This window comes from Arthrobacter sunyaminii (genome assembly GCF_018866305.1).
In the GTDB taxonomy this organism is placed as follows: domain Bacteria; phylum Actinomycetota; class Actinomycetes; order Actinomycetales; family Micrococcaceae; genus Arthrobacter_B; species Arthrobacter_B sunyaminii.
On the sequence record NZ_CP076456.1, the window covers coordinates 793656 to 809782 of the forward strand.

General features: G+C 65.4%; 11 protein-coding genes. 6 read left to right on the top strand and 5 right to left on the bottom strand.

The genetic code is table 11. From position 1 onward, the window contains the following. Nucleotides 1-26: 26 nt before the first annotated feature. Nucleotides 27-3296 (top strand): glycoside hydrolase family 3 C-terminal domain-containing protein, encoded by a 3270-nt coding sequence (locus KG104_RS03455; protein WP_207347276.1) that lies wholly within the window; start codon nt 27-29, stop codon nt 3294-3296. Nucleotides 3297-3428: 132 nt separating this feature from the next. Here KG104_RS03455 and KG104_RS03460 read toward each other — a convergent pair whose 3' ends face one another. From KG104_RS03460 to KG104_RS03480, 5 genes are all read right to left on the bottom strand, one after another. After that, complete coding sequence (locus KG104_RS03460) at nt 3429-4610, bottom strand: serine hydrolase domain-containing protein (RefSeq protein WP_207347277.1); 1182 nt, start codon at nt 4608-4610, stop codon at nt 3429-3431. Beyond that, the gene (locus tag KG104_RS03465; RefSeq protein WP_207347278.1) at nt 4607-5581 is read right to left on the bottom strand and encodes a glycoside hydrolase family protein; all 975 of its coding nucleotides are present in this window, start codon (nt 5579-5581) and stop codon (nt 4607-4609) included. The genes KG104_RS03460 and KG104_RS03465 overlap by 4 nt, the downstream gene beginning before the upstream one ends. Nucleotides 5582-5621: 40 nt before the next feature. After that, nucleotides 5622-6446, bottom strand: a complete 825-nt coding sequence (locus KG104_RS03470) for a carbohydrate ABC transporter permease (protein WP_104054978.1) — start codon at nt 6444-6446, stop codon at nt 5622-5624. Continuing rightward, entirely contained in the window at nt 6446-7360 is a 915-nt protein-coding gene (locus KG104_RS03475; protein WP_237688657.1) for a carbohydrate ABC transporter permease, read from the bottom strand. The genes KG104_RS03470 and KG104_RS03475 overlap by 1 nt, the downstream gene beginning before the upstream one ends. An 86-nt stretch (nt 7361-7446) precedes the next feature. Further along, complete coding sequence (locus KG104_RS03480; protein WP_207347280.1) at nt 7447-8814, bottom strand: ABC transporter substrate-binding protein; 1368 nt, start codon at nt 8812-8814, stop codon at nt 7447-7449. A 151-nt stretch (nt 8815-8965) separates the two neighbouring features. Here KG104_RS03480 and KG104_RS03485 point away from each other — a divergent pair, with 151 nt between their 5' ends. From KG104_RS03485 to KG104_RS03505, 5 genes are all read left to right on the top strand, one after another. Next, nucleotides 8966-9988 carry a LacI family DNA-binding transcriptional regulator gene (locus KG104_RS03485; protein WP_207347281.1) on the top strand — a complete coding sequence of 341 codons (1023 nt, stop codon included), beginning with the start codon at nt 8966-8968 and terminating at the stop codon, nt 9986-9988. 287 nt (nt 9989-10275) lie between these two features. Next, complete coding sequence (locus tag KG104_RS03490; RefSeq protein WP_207347282.1) at nt 10276-11508, top strand: CaiB/BaiF CoA transferase family protein; 1233 nt, start codon at nt 10276-10278, stop codon at nt 11506-11508. After that, nucleotides 11508-12302: a citryl-CoA lyase gene (locus tag KG104_RS03495; protein WP_207347283.1), complete on the top strand. Its 795-nt coding sequence runs from the start codon at nt 11508-11510 to the stop codon at nt 12300-12302. Before KG104_RS03490 ends, KG104_RS03495 begins: the two co-directional genes overlap by 1 nt. Nucleotides 12303-12338: 36 nt before the next feature. Next, on the top strand, nt 12339-15050 hold the full coding sequence (acnA, locus tag KG104_RS03500; RefSeq protein WP_207347284.1) for an aconitate hydratase AcnA: 2712 nt from the start codon (nt 12339-12341) through the stop codon (nt 15048-15050). Nucleotides 15051-15079: 29 nt separating this feature from the next. Next, on the top strand, nt 15080-16123 hold the full coding sequence (locus KG104_RS03505; RefSeq protein ID WP_207347285.1) for an MBL fold metallo-hydrolase: 1044 nt from the start codon (nt 15080-15082) through the stop codon (nt 16121-16123). The last annotated feature ends 4 nt before the right edge of the window (nt 16124-16127 follow it).

The following is a 16127-nucleotide window of genomic DNA, read 5'->3' on the forward strand; positions in this document are numbered from 1 at the left end:
GCACCGCCGCAAATTGAGGAGCTTGTATGTTCAGATTAAAACGCCGCACGGCGCGCCGGTACGGATTGGTGGCCTTTTTGGGGCTATTCGCCGTGACCGGTTTTCTTCCCTCGGCGGTGGGTGCCGACGACGTCGCACCGCTGCAGGCTGATCCTTCCTATACGGTCCAGCCGCCCCCTTTCACGGATATCGCGGGGGATCCGTTTGAAGCGGACATCCTGTTTATTGCCGCCAACGGCATCACCACTGGTTTTCCGGACGGCACATATCGGCCGCTGGCGCCTGTTGCCCGTGATGCGATGGCCGCTTTCATTTACCGGCTGGCGGGGCAACCGTATTTCGAGGCACCGGCCACCTCGCCGTTTACCGATATCACGCCGCAAACAGCGTTCTACAAGGAAATTACGTGGCTTGCCTCGACCCGCATCACCACCGGCTACCCGGACGGCACCTTTCGCCCGCTGACCCCGGTTGCCAGGGACATGATGGCGGCGTTCATGCACCGCTACAGCGGCACCTACTGCAGCATTGAGGCGGCACGGGATTTCCCGGCGCCCACTACGCCGCCGTTCACCGATGTGCCGGTGGACCTGCAGTTCGCCACGGACATTGCCTGGATGAAGGAGGCGGGGATCTCCACCGGTTGGCCGGACGGCACCTATCGGCCGTTCCTTCCGGTGGCACGGAATGCGATGGCTGCCTTCATGGAACGGCTGGACAGGTACAACGGCAGCCAGGGCGGCTGTAATCCGCCGGTCCCGGCGGGCAATCCGTGGCTGGGCAGCGACGAGGACGCCCTCACCCGGGCCTATTGGGCCACCGCCGCGATGAACCTGGAGCAGAAGGTCGGATACCTGGTCCAGTCTGGCGGCACCGGAGTCCCCGAATTCGGTCTGCCACCGATCCGGGGCAAGGACGGCTGCTGCGGCCTGGCCCTGGAGACCGGTCCGTCCACCGCATTGCCGGTTGGCGTGGGTCTGGCCTCCACCTTCGATCCCACTCTGGCCCGCGCCTACGGCGCGGTAGGCGGAGAGGAAGCCCGCGCCGTCGGCTTCAATTCGATTGCCGGGCCCACCATGGACTTGGTCAACACCCCCTTCAACGGACGCATGTGGGAGGACCTGGGCGAAGACCCCATGTTGAGCGGAGACACAGCGGCGTCACAGGTGATCGGCGAACAGGGGCCCGACATCATAGCCCTGCCCAAGCACTACAACCTGAACAACTTTGAATCCCGCCGGGGCGACGTCAATGTGCTCATTGACGAGCGGCCGCTTCTGGAGACCTACAGCCGTAACTGGGAAAACGTTGTGGTGAACGGAAACGCGGGGTCCGTCATGTGCGCGTTCAACCAGGTGAACTCCGAGTACTCGTGCGGCAATGACCTGCTGTTGAACCAGATCCTCAAGGGCAGGCTGGGGTTCCAAGGTTTTGTCAGCTCGGACTTCAACGCGGCCCATGCGTTCTCCGACTACGCGAACGGGCTGGACGTTGCCGGTCCCGGGACCGAGTTCTCCGGGCCAGCCCTGACCGCAGCCGTCGAGGCCGGCGAGGTTTCCGAACTGCGGGTCACCGACGCCGCGCGCCGCGTGGCCTACGCCATGTTCGAGAACGGCATCATCGACAACCCGCCGGTGAACTCCTTTGTGAATCCGCAGCCAACGGACGTTGCAATTCCGGACAACATGCTGGCAGCCCATGATGCGATCGCTGAGGAGGTGGCCGAAAATGCCATTGTCCTGCTGAAGAACAGCGGTGATGCTCTTCCGCTGGTCAACGCCGACACCTCCTCGGTGGCTGTCATCGGGTCCGATGCAGACTGGTATATCGACGGCGGCGGCTCGGGCGCGGTCCAGAACCCGGCGCAGCTGACCACCATCCTGGACGGCATCACCGCCCGGGCCACGGGTGCCACCGTCACCCAGTCTCCGGGAACTGACCCGGTGTCGCTGGCGGATACGGTTCCCGGACCGTTCCCGATGCCGAGCGACGTGCTCACGAACGTCAATGCCGAGTACCGGCTGGGCGTGGACAATTTCATCGGAGAAACCACACTGGCTCGTTCCGAGCGTCAGGTAAACCTGCGGACCGGCATTTCCGCGGACGTCATTAACACATCGCAGGTCCCCGGGATCGGCGGCCAGCTGGCTACGCAACCCATGTCGGCGGTCTGGACCGGAACGATCGTGCCGCCGTCCACGGGAACCTACACGCTCACCCTTACCCACCTGGGCACCGCACGGCTCTACGTCAACGGAACAGAGGTCATCAACGAACCCGCGGATACCTTGTTGACGGATGAGGTAACGGTGGACCTGACGGCCGGAACCAGTGTCCCGGTGCGGGTGGAATACACCACTGACGCGCCGAACCAGTTCAACGGCGGGCTCAATGACCAGCCGGGCGCCATCGCCCGGCTGGGTTGGACTCCGCCCGAGGGCGTGGTGGCACCGAGCATCACCGCCGCTGCGCAGGCGGCGGCGGCGGCCGACGTTGCCGTTGTGGTGGCCCGGGACTACACCGGAGAGGGAGCGGACCGCGGTTCGCTGGTGCTGCCGCAGAACCAGGATGCCCTGATCAGCGCGGTAGTGGCAGCCAACCCGAACACCGTCGTCGTGCTGGCCACCAGCGGACCGGTGACCATGCCCTGGATCGGCGACGTGCCTGCGGTCCTGGAAGCCTGGTACGCCGGGCAGGCCCAGGGACGGGCCGTCGCCTCGGTGCTCTACGGAGACGTGAATCCGTCCGGGAAGCTTCCGGTCACGTTCCCGGTCAGTGATGAGCAGGCCACCACTGTGGGGCCGTCAAACCCGTTCGACATCTTTGACGTGGTGAGCCCCACGGTGGAGTACACCAACGGCGTGTTTGTCGGGTACAAGAATTATGTGACCCAGGGTGCGGTTCCGCTGTTCCCCTTTGGCCACGGGCTCTCCTACACATCGTTCGGCTACCGCAACCTCTCCACGCCCGCCGTGGTGGATGCGGACGATCCGAGCGGGAACGTGTCGGTGCAGATATCGAACCTGGGTACCCGAACCGGTCAGGAAACCGTGCAGGTATACGTCGGCAATCTTCCCGGTGAGGAACCGACGCCGGCCCGACAGCTGGCAGGGTACGGCAGCATCACCCTCCCGCCCGGCGGGGTGGGAACGGTAAACATCGAACTGGATCCGCGGTCGCTCCAGTACTGGGACGACGAAGCAGATGACTTCGTCACCCCCACCGGGCCCGTGGCCATTTACGTGGGCCGCTCCGTCTCGGACACCCGCCTCATTGGGCAGGTGACCGTGCAGTAGTAGGCACAATGCAGTAGCAGGCAGCAAATGAGGTGGAGCCCGGGGAATCTCGCGGGCTCCACCCATGTCCGGGATGGCCAATATGGAGTCGCCCGAAAGCGCGGACGGGATGCTAGCCGCGGCAGCCACCGCCTAGGACTCCACAATCTCCCGCAGCGCGTCGATGATCCGCGTGGCCCGCACGTCATCACCGGCTTCCATCCAGTTGGTCAGAAACGCAAAGCTCAGCCCCAGCGAAGGTTCGGCAAATGCCACCTGCCCGCCCGCGCCGTCGTGCCCGAATCCGTCGGGGGAAACGTAGCGCCGCGCCGCCGAATCAAGCTGGAACCCGGCGCCCCACCGCGGCCACGGCGCAGCGGCGGCAAACACGGGGGAGCCTTCGCTGCGCACGTCCACAGCCCGCTTGAGGACGCCGGGATCCAGCCGGCGGGTGGCGGCGGTGTCATGGACAACCGAGGACCACGCCGCTGACAACCCGTGAGCCGTGGCAACCGCGCCGGCCCCGGGCAACTGAGCCGCCCGGACGTCGGAGCGGTTGAAGCCCGCATCGTCACCCACCAGTTCCTGCGGGAAGGCACTGCCCAGGGTCAGGGCCCGGGCCGGCCAGTCCGGAACGCCCGGCTGCCGTGCCGCCTGCTGGGACCGGACCATTTCCTGCAGGGTTGCGCCTGCTTCAAGATGGGCAATGTCGCCCTGCTGATCCTCCGGCACGCCGAGCTGCAGCCGCGCCATCAACGGATCAGCCAGGGTTTCGTGCATGAACTCTCCGGGAGTTTGCCCGGTGGTCCGGCGGATGATTTCCCCGGACAGCCACCCGTGCGTGAGGGCATGGTATCCGTAGCCCGTTCCCGGTTCCCACAGGGGTTCCTGCTCAGCGAGCAGCCGGGTCATTTCCTCCCAGTTCAGCGCCTGCGCCAGATCAACGGATTCACGCGGCGCAGACACCCCCGCGCGGTGGGCCAGCACATCTCCCACGGTCACCGTGTTTTTGCCGTGCACGCCAAACTCCGGCCAGAGGTCAGCCAGCGGCAGGTCGTAGTCCAGCCGCCCGGATTCAACCAGCCGTGCCGCAAGGACGGCCATGATGCCCTTGGTGCAGGAAAAAATCACGGTGGACGTGTCGCTGGTCCAGGGAACCGAGCTGCGCGCGTCTGCCATCCCGCCCCACAGATCGACCACCAGTTCTCCCTGGTGATGCACCGCCAGGGCTGCACCCATACGGGGCCTTCCGCGGAAGGCGGCAGCGAAGGCATCCCGGACCGGCAGGAAACGCGTCTCGAAGGTGCCGTGGATGCCTGACGGGTCGCCGCTCATGCGTGAATCCCGGCCGGCGCGAGGCACAGGCTGCCGTCCGGTGCCCATTCCAGGGGGAGGGGATCCGAAATGCCGCTGATGAACGTACCCTCGGCGTCGACGTTTTCAAAAGCGAGCAGCACCCACTGACCCTCACGGTTGCGCACTGCGCGTCCGGCGTAGAACTCCTCGCTTGTCAGGCGGGTGGCGGAGGAAATGTCCAGGGGATGTTCCAGCCGATCCGTGGCCAGGGGCAGCGCCCAGATGCCGCCCTGCACTCCCTCGGCTTCGCGCTCACCGGCAAGGTGGGCCGTGTCGCAGGAGAACAGGAGCACATGCCGGTCCTCGATGGTCACCAGCTGAAGCACCTCGAGGTGGGCAAAGCCAGCGCCGGGTTCGCTCAGCGGAGGCTGGACGGTCCAGTTCCGCAGGTCGGCAGACGTGGCGTGCCCGACGACGCCGCGGTCCCGCCCGGTGCCGACCACTGCCCGGGCGGTTACCAGCATGTGCCAGAGCCCTGCCGAGTCACGGTGGATCCACGGGTCCCGCCAGGCTTCCTCATGCCAGGTGCCGTCGCCGAGGGTTTCATACCAGCGGGGATCGGCGGGAACGTGCAGCGCGGATTTGGACCAGGTGAACAGATCGGGGGAGGAGGCATGGCCGATGCTTTCCACATTCGTGATCCGCTCCGGATGCAGGAACCGGGTGCCGGTGTAGAACATGTGCCAGGCGCCGTCGTCGTCCTGAACCACGCTGCCGGTCCACGTGGCACTGGAATCGAAGTCCGCGGCCCCGCCCGGCTCAAGGACCACTCCGTGGTCGACCCACGTTGAAAGATCATCCGAGGTGGCAAGGCCGATCCGTGCGTTCCGGTGGCGAAGGCCAGGGTCTGCCAGTGACCGGGGCGCATGCAGATAGTAGAGGTGGTGCGTCTCGCCGTCGTCGGCATGCCAGAAATCCCAGACCCAGTGGTCGGTGAGGGCAAAGCTCATGGTGCGTGGTCCTTAATCGGAGACTGGAGGCGTTGCGGAGTCAGCCCTTGACGGCGCCCTGCAGCAGGGCGCGGACAAACTGGCGCTGGAAGATGAGGAACACGATGATGGCCGGCGTGATGATCAGCAGTGCTCCCGCGTTCAGGAGCGGGATGCTCAGGGAGTACTGTCCCTGGAAGAAGGTGAGCGCTCCCGCCACAGTGCGGTCAAGCGGGTCGGCGATGAGCACCACGGGGAGCAGGAACTGGTTCCAGGTCCAGAGGAACAGGAGAATCGCCAGAGCCGAGAGTGCAGGCAGCGCGAGGGGAAGCTGGATCTGCCGGAACTCCTGGAAGACCGATGCGCCGTCCACCCGGGCGGCTTCGGACAACTCGCGGGGAACGTTGATGAAGTGGGCACGCATCCAGAACACGCTGAAGGGCATGAAGAGCCCCAGCAGCGGGAAGATCACGGCCCATTGGGTGTTGAGGGTCCCCATGGCCTGGGACTGGTAATACAGCGGGATGATCAGGGCTTCAAACGGGATAGTCAGTCCGGCGATGAAGATGATCAGGACCGCCCGGCCGCCCTTCGGGGCGAGCGCGCCGAGGGCATAGCCGGCGAGGGTGGCGATGAGCATCGACGCGGGCACCACGCCCAGAACGATGAATGCGCTGGACGTCATCAGCCGCCAGACGTTGCCCACCTCAAAGGCCGTAACGAAGTTGCCCCACTGCGGGTCGGTGGGCCAGACAATGCCGGTGGGATTCCGGTCCGCCGGCTGCAGCGCCGCGGACAGCATACTGATCAGGGGCAGGAGAGTCAGAATAAGAGCTGCCGCCAGCAGCAGCCGGCCGAGCAGGAGTTCACTGCGGCTGGTACGCATCAGTCGTTCACCTTCGAAAGTCGCTGAATGGGAAGTACTACCAGCAGGACGAGGACCATCAGCACAATTCCAAAGGCCGACGCCAAGCCAACATCACTTTGGGTGAAGCCAATGCGGAAAATGGAAATGCCCGGGACGAGGGTGGTGCGGCCGGGGCCGCCCTGCGTGGAGGTGTAGATAATGTCGAAGCTGCTCAGGGCGGCAATGATGGTCAGAGTCGCCAGGACCGCAATTTCCTGCCGCAGTCCCGGCAGCGTGACAGTGAAGAATTCCCGCCACCAGCCGGCGCCGTCGAGCCTTACTGCCTCATAAAGGGAGGCCTCAATCTTGCCGATGCCGGTCAGCAGCAGCACAGTGCACAGGCCGGTGAGGACCCAGGAACCAATGAGCCCGACGGCGGGGAGGGCAGTTCCGTAGTCCGCCAGCCACGACCGGGTGATCCCGCCGAGCCCGACGGCGCTGAGGATCTGGTTGACCGTGCCTGTCTGCGCGTACATCCAGGACCAGGCGATACCCGCCGCAGCGAGGGGCACAATCTGCGGCAGGAACAGGATGGTCTGTGCCGCCGAAGACATAAGTCCCTGGCGCATGGACCGGATCAGGCTGGCCAGGATCAGCCCGACGCCGATGGGGATGAGCGTGAAGAACACGATCAGGGTGATGGCGTTGAGGATCGAACCGAGCAGAACGGGATCCGTCAGAACCTTCGCATAATTCTTGATCCCCACGAAGGTGGATGCTCCGACCCCGTTCCAGTCGTAGAAAGAGTACTGCAGGCCCATTGCCAGCGGAATAAGGACAAAACCGGCATAGACGGCGATGGCCGGTAGGAGCATCAGCCAGGCGACATAACCCGCGCGGCCCAGGGACCGCCGTTTGCCCTGTCGCCGCTTGCCCCGGCTGCGGGTAGCCACAGCCGGCCCTGTCGACGTCGACCCCGGGGCGGGGGGTTCGTGCTGCCCGGAACGTCGGCGGACAGGACCGGCGGTGGCTTTTTGCATCAGCCGTTCACTTCGCTTTCGTAGAACGCCTGCACGCGGTTGACGAAGTCTTCGCCGGTGATTTTGCCGGTCACCAGCAGCTGGGACTCCGGGATGATCGATCCGGCATAAATGCCGGACGTTGTATTGGACATGAAGTCCACCTGTCCGTTTTCCTCACCGATCTGCGCCGCCATGTCCAGGGCGGAAGCGATCAGGGAACCTTCCTCCACGGTGGGCTGTTCCAGCGACGGGTCTCCGCCCGGGGAGGCGCCCGTGACGTCGGAGATGATCTGGCGCGCGGCCGGGTCGGTGTGGATCCAGTTCAGGAAGTACGTGGTGGTGTCCAGGTCATCCGAGCCGGCGGCAACGGAGAATGAGTTGGCGGCACCCATGGCCACGTGGTCGCCTCCCTCTTCCAGCGGCGGGACCAGGAAGAACGCGACGTCGTCGCCCAGCGCCTTCTGGTAATTCGCTGCTTCCCAGTTGCCGTTGAAGGTAAACAGACCCTCACCGTCCGAGAAGCGGCTGACGAACGTGAAGTAATCAATGGCGTTGATGTCCGAGGGGAAATACCCCTTGTCAGCCCAGGTGCGGATGACTTCGGCACCCTGGATGTTCCCTTCCGTGGCATAGGAGCTGCCGGGTTCGTTGAACATCCAGGAGAGGAATTCATCCTTGTCCGCGTACTGGTTCATGGCCGCCTGAATGGCGAAGTTCACCACGCCGTCCTTGTCCCCGGCCATGATGGGCTGCACTCCGGCGTCCTTGGCCGTGGCCAGGTCTTCCTCAAGCTCGTCCCAGGTCTGCGGGGGCGCGTCGATGCCCAAATCCTCGGCAATGGCAGTGTTCATGAAAATGCCGGTGACGCTGTAGCCAAGACCCACCTGATACAGCGGTCCGGAACCGCGGGTTCCCTCCTCATTCATCCGCAGCGGAGACAGCTGGGTCTCCGGCCAGGCATCCCATCCGTAAGCTTCGGCATACGGATCCAGGTTGGCCAGCAGGCCGTCACCGGCGGTGTCGCCGATGGTGGGCAGCCGGATCAGGTCCGGCGGATTGTCTCCGGCCAGCAGCTTGGGGGCGTTGGCAGTCAGGTTTTGGAAAGTGTCGCGCGTAATTTCAAACGTGACATTGGGGTGCTGCTTGGTGAATTCCTCCGCCAAAACATCCGTCACCGGAAAGCCTGTCTCATCGGCGATGGTGATGGTGACGTCCTCTGACGTGAGTTCGGTGTTCACCTCCGCGCTGGTGACCTCGGAGGACGCGGCGTTGTCGTCTCCGCCGCTGCCCGGAGCACATCCGGCGAGGGCAAGGCCGGCGGCGGCGAGAAAGGAAACCGCGGCAATTGGTTGACGGCGCCGTGGGCGCCGCAGTGATGAATCCATTTCTTGACTCCTTTGTCGATGATGCGCTTTGTCAGATCACTTTGGCGCAGTGTGCTAAATCCATTCAGCACATAGCCTGACCCTAATCCGGCAATACCGCAAGTGAATTTGCCAAGTCGTTATCGGCAGTTAGCATCGAGCAGGAGGAATTATGGCCACCAGCAAGCGTGTGACCCTTGCCGACGTCGCACGTCGGGCAGGTTTGTCGTCCTCCGCGGCGTCCATGATTCTTAACGGCCGTCCGGATACCCGGCTGTCGAAAGACGCCCATGACCGGGTGAATCTAGCCGCGGCAGAGCTTGGTTATCGGCCGAATGTGGCGGCGCGGGCTTTGCGGGTGGATAAGACACAAACCATTGGCTTCGTCTCGGACACGGTGGCCACCACCCGATTTGCGAGCGGCCTGATCAAGGGGGCCCTCGCCGCAGCGGAGCAGGCAGGCCACGTCATTCTGGTGGCCGAAACCGGCGGAGACCATGCGCGTGAAACCGAAGCCATTGCCGCGCTCCTGGATCGACAGGTTGACGGCATAGTTTTTGCCGCGACCCGGGCGCGTGAACTGTTTATCCCGGCCCTGCAGGAAAACGTTCCGGTGGTACTGCTCAACGCCATCAACGAGCACTTTCCGGCGTCGGTCCTGCCCGACGAAGAACGCGGTGGCCGGGCAGCCGTGTCCCTGCTGGCAGACGCCGGGCACAAAGAGGGCATATTCCTTATTGGGCACAACGAGGTGAAAGAGCGGAATGTGTTCCGGTCCACCACGGTGGCACGGCGGCTGGGCGGCATACGGTCCGAAATGAAGGACCGGGGATTGTCCTTTGAAAGGGAAGAATCCATCTGGGACTGGGAGCCGCAGAATGGCTACGCCTGCGTGCATAAACTCCTGAACGAAATGCCCCCGCCCCGGGCATTGATCTGCTTGAATGACCCGCTGGCATTCGGTGCCTATCAGGCGTTGACGGAGAAGGGTCTCCGGGTGCCGGAGGATGTTTCTATTGTTTCCTTCGACAATGACGAAATTGCCTCGTACCTTCGCCCGGGGCTGACCACCATCGGACTTCCTCATGAGGAAATGGGCCGGCTCGCCGTTGAACTGCTTTTGGATGGCGCCAAAGGCGGCGAGCACCTCGTGGACATGCCGGTCATCATCCGGTCCTCGATCAAACAGGCATAACCCGAACAAGACCGCGGTGCCTGCGCGCCGCATCAACCCGACCAGGCCGACAGCAATAGAGCTCGAAACGCGCGTTCCGCTGGATGATCGAAGCGGTTCAGAGGCAGGGCGTCCGCGGATAGAGTCCACAACGCGAGCTGAGAAGCGGTTCGCAGCAACCTGAGGGCAGACCGCAGCGGTCAAGCGCCCGGGAGATGACGGCACGCTGCGTCGATGAAGGCCCTGCCGAGCAGGAATCGGTGTGGCCGCCCGCCTCCCGACGGGCGTGCTCCGGAGGAAGACTGGGTATGAGAACAAATCTGTTAGAGGGTGTTCGGGTCCTAGACCTGACCAACGTGCTGTCCGGGCCGTTTGCCGGTTACCAGTTGGCGCTGATGGGCGCTGACGTCCTGAAAGTCGAGGCGCACACCGGAGGAGACCTGGCGCGGAAGCTGGGGGCATCCGCCGACTTAAGCGCCCGCCACCTGGGCATCTCCTTTCTTGCCCAAAACAGTTCCAAGCGCTCGCTGACCCTGAATCTCAAGTCCGAGCGCGGCAAGGACATCTTCCGCCAACTCGTTGAAACCCATGACGTGGTGTTGGAGAACTTCCGCCCCGGTGTGATGGACCGGCTGGGATTCGGCTGGGACGCCCTGCGGGAAATCAATCCGGGAATTGTCTACTGCGCCATCTCCGGATTCGGACAAAGCGGACCGCTGCGTGACCGGCCGGCCTATGACCAGATCATTCAGGGGATGTCCGGGCTGATGTCCGTTACGGGGAACACCGAGACGGCACCGCTGCGCGTGGGCGCCCCCATTGCAGACACCGTGGGCGGATTCGCCGCAGCCTTCGCCATCGCCTCGGCCCTGGTCCGCCGCGGCCGCACCGGCGAAGGCGCCTTCCTGGACGTGTCCATGCTGGAAGCAACCCTGACCGCCATGGGCTGGGTGGCCTCGGACTATCTGGTGGGCGGCAGCGAGCCGGTGCCGATGGGCAACGAAAACCGGACGGCCGCGCCGTCGGGCACCTTCTCCACCGCCGACGGCGACTTCAACATCGCTGCCAACAAACAGGAACAGTTCGAAGAACTGTGCCGCATCCTCGGCCGCCCCGACCTCGCCGGCGACCCCCGGTTCGCGGAACGGGAGGCCCGCAAAACCAACCGCCTGGCGCTGAAGGCGGAAATCGAGTCGGTCCTGACCACCCGCCCCAGCGCGCACTGGGACAAGGAATTCGCCGCTGCCGGCATTCCGGGAGCTCCCGTGATGGACGTGGCCGCCGTCCTGGACTCCCCGCAGATTGTCGAACGCGGCCTGGTGTCCACCCTCAGGATTGACGCGGCGGCCGGCATCACCGGCACCGGAGTGGGGCCCGACGGCGATATCCGGCTGCTCGGCGCCCCCACGCACGTCGACGGCGCCGCGGTCACCCCCGATACTCCGCCGCCGCTGCTGGGTGAACACACCGAAACGGTGTTGACCGGCCTCGGCTACAGCGCCGAGGACATCGCGGCCATGCGCGCAGAAGGGGTCATCTGATGGAGCGCTCGGACTGGTGGAAGACCTCCATCTCGGACATCTCACCCGGGGTGATCCGCTATCACGGATACCCGGTGGAACAACTGATCGCAGCTCCCGAGGTCGGCATGGCCACCATGGCCTGGCTGCTGACCCGCGGCGAGCTGCCCAGTGTTCCGCAGGCGCGGCTGCTGGAACGGGCACTGGTGGCCGGTGTGGACCACGGACCGCAGGCACCGTCCATCGCCATTGCCCGCATGGCCATGACCTGCGGGGTGGGGATCAACAACGCCATGGCATCCGCCACCAACGTCCTCGGCGATGTGCACGGCGGCGCCGGCCAGGAGCTGATGGAGATCTTCGCAACGATCCTTCAGGACCCCCGGCCGCTGCCGGAGACCGTCGCCGCTGAAATTGCCCGGCTACGGGCGGAAAACAAATATGTTCCCGGATTTGGCCACCGCTTCCACCCGGTTGATCCGCGCCGGGAACCGCTGGTGGCCGCCGTGACGCAGGCCCGGGAGGACGGGGTGGTGGAGGGCAGGGTGCTGGAGGCCGCCCTGGAGATTGAACGGCAGATCAACGAAGGCCGCCAACGCCCGATTCCCATGAATATCGACGGCGCCACTGCCATTATCTACGCCGAACTGGGCTTTGCGCCGGTCCTGGGGCGGGGACTGTTTATCCTCTCCCGCTCCATCGGAGCGTTGGCCCACGCCTGGGAGGAGTCGAACTCCGGAGCGCGGAACAAGGGGCCGGAGCACCGGACGATCCTACCGGATTACGTGGGACCCGCCCCGCGCGACGTCCCCTGAACCCTGACCTCCCGGTCACTGACGAAAGACTCCGCCATGACGAGCACTTCCACCGCAGCCCCTCCGGCAACTGGCCTCCTCCAGGTTTCCACCGGCCCCGTGCGTTACGTGGACATCACAGGCGTGGAGGGTGTGGAGTTTCTGCCGTTGAGCCTGAAAATCCTGGTGGAGAATATGCTGCGGCACGGCGCCGGACCGGAGATGGTGGACGCCCTGGTCCAGGCGGCTGCAGGGATGACGGAAACGGCGCTGGAGATTCCCTTCCATCCTGCACGGGTGGTCATGCAGGACATGGCCGGAGCCCCCGTGATCCATGACCTGGTGACCCTGCGGGCGGCTGTCGCCGCCCACGGCGGGAACCCGTCCCGGATCAAGCCGCTCATTCCGGCCGAGCTGGTGGTGGACCACTCAGTGATCGTGGACAGTTCCGGCAGCCGCGACGCCTTCCGCCGCAATGCCTACCACGAGTTTGAACGTAATGAGGAACGCTTTCGCTTTCTCCGCTGGGCCCAGGATGCCTTCGAAGGTTTGCGGGTGGTCCCGCCGGGCCGCGGAATCATCCACCAGGTCAACATCGAGCACCTCACGCGCGGGGTCATGACGGCCGAAGCCGACGGGGAACTGATCGCCTATCCGGATTCCTGCATTGGCACCGACAGCCACACCACGATGGTCAACGGGCTGGGCGTCCTGGGCTGGGGAGTAGGCGGCATCGAGGCAGTGTCCGCACTGCTGGGCCACCCGCTGTCTATGCTCGTTCCGCCGGTGGTGGGAGTGGAGTTCACCGGTAAGCTGCCGGCCGGAACCACCGCAACGGACCTCGTCCTGAGGATAACCGAACTGCTGCGCGGGCACGGCGTGGTGGGCAAGATCGTGGAGTTCCACGGACCGGGCATGGTCGGGGTGCCGGTGGCGGACCGGGCAACCATAGCCAACATGTCCCCGGAGTTCGGCTCCACGGCGGCCCTATTCCCGATGGACGCCGCCACTCTGGACTACTACCGGCTGACGGGCCGTCCCGAGGAGCAGGTGGAACTGATTGAGGCCTATGCCCGGGCCCAGGGGATGTTCAGCGACGGCGGCCGCTCTCCGGCACGGTACAGCGAATCCCTGCAGCTGGACCTCTCGGAGGTGGTGCCCTCGATCGCCGGACCGTACCGGCCGCAGGACCGGATTCCGCTGAACCGCGCCCACACCACCTTCCGGCAGGACCTGGCAATCCTGCTGGAGAAGGACAGAGACAACGGCCGCCCGGCCGGTGACACCGGGCTGGACGTGGCGCTTGGCGAGGCCACTGTCAGGCTGCAGCACGGGGCGCTGGCCATTGCCGCCATCACCAGCTGCACCAACACCTCCAATCCGCATGTGATGATGACCGCCGCACTCCTGGCCCGCAACGCCGTCGCACGCGGACTGAGCGTGCCGCCGTGGGTAAAGACGTCCCTTGCCCCGGGCTCGCAGGTGGTGACCCGCTATCTGGAACAGGCGGGGCTGATGCCTGATCTGGAAAAGCTGGGCTTTCACGTAGTGGGCTACGGCTGTACCACCTGCATGGGCAACTCCGGGCCTCTGGCTGAACCGGTCTCCGCTGCGGCAAAGGACGTGGTCCTGACCTCCGTATTGTCAGGAAACCGGAACTTCGAGGGCCGGATCAGTCCCGACGTCCGCATGAACTACCTGGCCTCCCCGCCCCTGGTGATTGGCTACGCGCTCGCCGGGACCATGGACGTTGACCTGCTTCGGGACCCGCTGGGCCGGGAAGCGGACGGCTCTGCCGTTTACCTGCAGGACCTCTGGCCCGCACCCGGGGAGGTGGAACAGGAGCTCTCCCGGGCAGTCACCCGTTCCCTGTACCAGGAGACCTATGCCCAGGCCTTCGCCGGGACACCGCAGTGGGAGGCCCTGGATGTCCCGACTGCTTCAGCCTATGAATTCGGCGAGTCCACCTACATGCGCCGATCCCCTTTCTTGGACGGGGCCGGCACGGAACCGGCACCCATAACCGACCTGGCCGGAGCACGGGTGCTGCTGAAACTGGGGGACTCGGTCACCACGGACCACATCAGTCCGGTGGGACAGATCCGGGCCGACAGCCCGGCGGGCCAGTACCTGCTGGCGCAGGGCATTTCCCGGCGGGACTTCAATACGTACGGTTCCCGGCGCGGTAACCATGAGGTCATGGTGCGCGGCACCTTCGCCAACGTGCGGCTGCGGAACGAGCTGGCGAACGGACGCGACGGCGGCTACACCCGCACCCTGCCCGACGGCGCGGAGATGACGGTCTTCGACGCCGCGGAGCACTACCGGAACCGGAACGTCCCGCTCCTGATCCTGGCAGGACGCGAATACGGCAGCGGCTCGGCCCGCGACTACGCCGCCAAAGGCACCTATCTGCTGGGGGTCAGGGCAGTGCTCGCCGAGTCCTTTGAACGCATCCACCGCTCCAACCTTGTGGGGATGGGCGTCATTCCCCTGCAGTTCCGGCCGGGGAACAGCGCTTCCACCCTGGGCCTGGACGGCAGCGAGGAATACAGCGTGTCCGGTCTGGCCGGGTTCACCGACGGCGGATGGCCGCGCACTGTGCGCATCGACGCCCGGCGGGCCGACGGCGCGTGTGTGGCGTTCAACGTCGACGTCCGCGTGGACACGCCCGTAGAAGCCGAGTACATCCGCCACGGCGGAATCCTGCCCTTTGCCCTCAGGGCAGGACTGCGGGAGGAACCCGGAACAGCCGGTGCCGCCCGCTGATCCGCCCACCACAGCAAGGAATGACAAACATGACCACCCCCATAAGCAACCAGGAATTCCAGGCGTACACCGAGGGTCGCCTCCCGGCACCCGAAAAGGTTGCCGACGGGGTGTGGACGCTGCCGCAGCGTAACCACCCGGGGCACATGCCCTTCACGCTGTCCTATCTCGTGGAAGATGCCGAGGGCGGGGTCCATGTGGTGGACCCGGGATGGGACCTGGAGGATAACGCGGAGATCCTCGAAGCGGCACTCGCCCGGATCGGAGCCGGGAAGCCGGCACCAGTCTCCGCGCTTCTCACCCACCTGCATCCGGACCACACGGGACTGGCCCGGACCCTGCGCGAGCGTCACGGAACCCGGGTGGTCTTGCACCGCCGGGAGCACAAGGCGCAGCAGATGTACGCCCAGTGGGTAGCCGATGAGAGCCGGATCCGGGAGGATTTGGACGCCTGGGCCGTGCCGGCCGAACGCTACGGCGAGGTCCTGGGCTATGCAGCGGGCAGCGCGCGCGTGGTGGTGTCCGCGGACCAGCTGGTGGACGACGGCGACCTGCTGCAGGTGCCCGGCCGCCGGCTGCGGGTGCTGCACAGTCCGGGACATACCCCCGGGCATCTGTGCCTCGTGGACGAGGACCAGCGGCTGCTCTTTTCCGGGGATCACTTGCTGCCGCGGTTGACGCCCGGCATCGGCGCCGCCGGCGGTTTCCCGGAAAACCCGCTGGAGCTGTACCTGGAAAGCCTGCGCCGGCTGAGCGCCTACGATGACTGCCAGAACCTGTCCGGCCACCAGTACCGCTACCGCGGCATCGCGGACCGGGCACACGCCATCGCCTGGCGCCACCTGCACCGGACCGCCGAGGTGGAGCAGGTCCTGACGGATGACGCCGGCGCCACGGTGTGGCAGACCGCAGAGCGGCTCAGCTGGGGGCGGGGATGGGAGGCGCTGACCCGCCATTACCTGGTCTCGGCCCTGCGCCAGACCGCCATGCACACTGCCCTGGTCCGCTCAGGCAGACACCACAACGCATTCGGGTCCTGGCAGCCAATGGCTCCCAGGACCCGAACGGCCTGAACTG

What these genes read in the sequence shown, in the direction of transcription:
- KG104_RS03485 (WP_207347281.1), top strand. Translation starts at nt 8,966, where the DNA reads ATGGCCACCAGCAAGCGTGTGACCCTTGCCGACGTCGCACGTCGGGCA.
- KG104_RS03480 (WP_207347280.1), bottom strand. Translation starts at nt 8,814, where the DNA reads ATGGATTCATCACTGCGGCGCCCACGGCGCCGTCAACCAATTGCCGCG.
- KG104_RS03490 (WP_207347282.1), top strand. Translation starts at nt 10,276, where the DNA reads ATGAGAACAAATCTGTTAGAGGGTGTTCGGGTCCTAGACCTGACCAAC.
- KG104_RS03505 (WP_207347285.1), top strand. Translation starts at nt 15,080, where the DNA reads ATGACCACCCCCATAAGCAACCAGGAATTCCAGGCGTACACCGAGGGT.
- KG104_RS03495 (WP_207347283.1), top strand. Translation starts at nt 11,508, where the DNA reads ATGGAGCGCTCGGACTGGTGGAAGACCTCCATCTCGGACATCTCACCC.
- KG104_RS03455 (WP_207347276.1), top strand. Translation starts at nt 27, where the DNA reads ATGTTCAGATTAAAACGCCGCACGGCGCGCCGGTACGGATTGGTGGCC.
- acnA (WP_207347284.1), top strand. Translation starts at nt 12,339, where the DNA reads ATGACGAGCACTTCCACCGCAGCCCCTCCGGCAACTGGCCTCCTCCAG.
- KG104_RS03470 (WP_104054978.1), bottom strand. Translation starts at nt 6,446, where the DNA reads ATGCGTACCAGCCGCAGTGAACTCCTGCTCGGCCGGCTGCTGCTGGCG.
- KG104_RS03460 (WP_207347277.1), bottom strand. Translation starts at nt 4,610, where the DNA reads ATGAGCGGCGACCCGTCAGGCATCCACGGCACCTTCGAGACGCGTTTC.
- KG104_RS03465 (WP_207347278.1), bottom strand. Translation starts at nt 5,581, where the DNA reads ATGAGCTTTGCCCTCACCGACCACTGGGTCTGGGATTTCTGGCATGCC.